5 protein-coding genes and 1 pseudogene are annotated in these 2,349 nt (G+C 66.5%); all 6 read right to left on the reverse strand.

Features of this window, described 5'->3' with window-relative positions:
- Nucleotides 1-352 (reverse strand): 30S ribosomal protein S3 (gene rpsC, locus VIW71_RS19735; RefSeq protein WP_331623697.1); only part of this gene is annotated, 352 nt, incomplete at its 3' end.
- On the reverse strand, nucleotides 352-699 hold the full coding sequence (gene rplV, locus VIW71_RS19740) for a 50S ribosomal protein L22 (RefSeq protein ID WP_222962353.1): 348 nt from the start codon (nucleotides 697-699) through the stop codon (nucleotides 352-354). The genes rpsC and rplV, both read right to left, overlap by 1 nt.
- A gap of 49 nt (nucleotides 700-748) precedes the next feature.
- A complete protein-coding gene (gene rpsS, locus VIW71_RS19745; RefSeq protein ID WP_033177798.1) occupies nucleotides 749-1,030 on the reverse strand; it encodes a 30S ribosomal protein S19 in 282 nt (93 codons plus the stop codon).
- 14 nt (nucleotides 1,031-1,044) lie between these two features.
- Nucleotides 1,045-1,881: a 50S ribosomal protein L2 gene (rplB, locus tag VIW71_RS19750; RefSeq protein WP_331623698.1), complete on the reverse strand. Its 837-nt coding sequence runs from the start codon at nucleotides 1,879-1,881 to the stop codon at nucleotides 1,045-1,047.
- 46 nt (nucleotides 1,882-1,927) lie between these two features.
- A complete protein-coding gene (gene rplW, locus VIW71_RS19755) occupies nucleotides 1,928-2,251 on the reverse strand; it encodes a 50S ribosomal protein L23 (RefSeq protein ID WP_331623699.1) in 324 nt (107 codons plus the stop codon).
- Nucleotides 2,251-2,349, reverse strand: a pseudogene (locus tag VIW71_RS19760) (50S ribosomal protein L4); the annotation flags it as partial. The pseudogene VIW71_RS19760 and the gene rplW, both read right to left, overlap by 1 nt.

Consider the following 2,349-nt stretch of genomic DNA (forward strand, 5'->3'; position numbering starts at 1 on the left):
CCTGCGCCACGAGCTGGGCGTCCATCTCCGGGTTCTTGACCTCGAGGATGTTGAGCTGGACCTGCTTGCCGGTCAGCTTCTCCAGGTCGCCGCGGATACGGTCGGCCTCCGCGCCGCGGCGGCCGATGACGATGCCCGGCCTGGCGGTGTGGATGTCGACCCGGACGCGGTCGCGGGTGCGCTCGATCTCCACCTGGGAGATGCCGGCCCGCTCCAGGCCCTGCGTCATCATCCGGCGGATGGCGACGTCTTCCTTGACGTAGTCCTTGTACAGCTTGTCGGCGTACCACCGGGACTTGAAGTCCGTGGTGACACCGAGCCGGAACCCGTACGGGTTAACCTTCTGGCCCATTACCGGGTCCCTTCCTTGCTGGCGACGACCACGGTGATGTGGCTGGTCCGCTTACGGATCCGGTAGGCACGGCCCTGGGCGCGCGGCCGGAACCGCTTCAGGGTCGGGCCCTCGTCCACGTACGCCTCGCTGATGTACAGCGACTCGGCGTCCGTGTGGTCGTAGTTGTGCGCGGCGTTGGCGATGGCGCTGTCCAGCACCTTGCCGACCGGCACGCTCGCGGCCTGCGGGGTGAAACGCAGGACCGCCTGAGCCTCCGTGGCGTTCATGCCACGGATGAGGTCCACCACGCGGCGGGCCTTCATGGGCGTGACGCGGATGTACCGCGCCTGGGCCCTGGCTTCCATGGTTGTCCCTTCGGTGTCTGTCTGTGTCGTCACGTTCGGCCTTGGCCGATCAGCGACGCCGCGACTTGCGGTCGTCCTTCTCGTGGCCGCGGAAGGTGCGGGTCGGCGCGAACTCGCCGAGCTTGTGGCCGACCATCGACTCAGTGACAAACACCGGGACGTGCTTACGGCCGTCGTGCACCGCGATCGTGTGGCCCAGCATCGCCGGGATGATCATCGAGCGGCGGGACCAGGTCTTGATGACGTTCTTGGTGCCGGCTTCGTTCTGGACATCCACCTTCTTGATCAGGTGGTCGTCGACGAAGGGCCCCTTCTTGAGACTGCGCGGCATCTGAAAACCCGCTCCTAGCGCTTCTTGTTCGTCTTGCGGCGGCGGACGATGTACTTGTTGCTCGCCTTCTTGGGAGAACGAGTACGACCCTCCTTCTGACCCCACGGCGAGACCGGGTGGCGACCACCGGAGGTCTTGCCCTCACCACCACCGTGCGGGTGGTCCACCGGGTTCATGGCGACACCGCGGACGGTGGGGCGGACGCCCTTCCACCGCATGCGGCCGGCCTTGCCCCAGTTGATGTTCGACTGCTCGGCGTTGCCGACCTCGCCGATGGTGGCGCGGCAGCGCACGTCGACCATCCGGACCTCGCCGGAGGGCATGCGAAGGGTGGCCATGGTGCCCTCCTTCGCCAGCAGCTGCACCGAAGCGCCCGCGGAGCGGGAGATCTTCGCGCCGCCGCCGGGCCGCAGCTCGATCGCGTGGATCGTGGTACCGACCGGGATGTTGAGCAGCGGCAGGTTGTTGCCCGGCTTGATGTCGGCGCCCGGACCGTTCTCGATCCGGTCGCCCTGCGCGAGCTTGGCGGGGGCGAGGATGTAGCGCTTCTCGCCGTCCGCGTAGTGGAGCAGCGCGATGCGCGCGGTGCGGTTGGGGTCGTACTCGATGTGCGCGACCTTGGCGGGCACGCCGTCCTTGTCGTGCCGACGGAAGTCGATGACACGGTAGGCGCGCTTGTGGCCACCGCCCTGGTGGCGGACGGTCACACGACCGGCGTTGTTACGGCCGCCCTTGCTGTGCAGCGGGCGGACCAGCGACTTCTCCGGCGTGGACCGCGTGATCTCGACAAAGTCGGCGACGCTGGAGCCACGACGGCCCGGGGTCGTCGGCTTGTACTTGCGGATACCCATTTCTCAGTCCTCGGATGATTCCGGACTTCTGAACGACCAGTCCCCGTTAGGAGACCGGGCCGCCGAAGATGTCGATTCGGTCGCCCTCAGCGAGGGTCACGATGGCGCGCTTGGTGTCAGCGCGCTTGCCGAAACCGGTCTTGGTGCGCTTGCGCTTACCCTGACGGTTGATCGTGTTGACCCCGGTGACCTTGACCCCGAAGACCGCCTCGACGGCCTGCTTGATCTGGGTCTTGTTGGAGCCGGGCGCGACGATGAACGTGTACTTGTTCTCGTCCAGCAGCGCGTAGCTCTTCTCCGAGACAACCGGCTTGATCAGCAGGTCGCGCGGGTCAGTGAAGGTCTTGCTGGTAACGGTCGCCTCAGACATCAGGCGTCGCTCCCTTCGGTCTCATCGGCCTTGGGGCCAGACACGAAGGACTCGAAAGCGGCCTGAGTGAAGACCACGTCGTCAGAGACGATCACGTC

This window comes from Streptomyces sp., assembly GCF_036524955.1.
Taxonomy (GTDB): domain Bacteria; phylum Actinomycetota; class Actinomycetes; order Streptomycetales; family Streptomycetaceae; genus Actinacidiphila.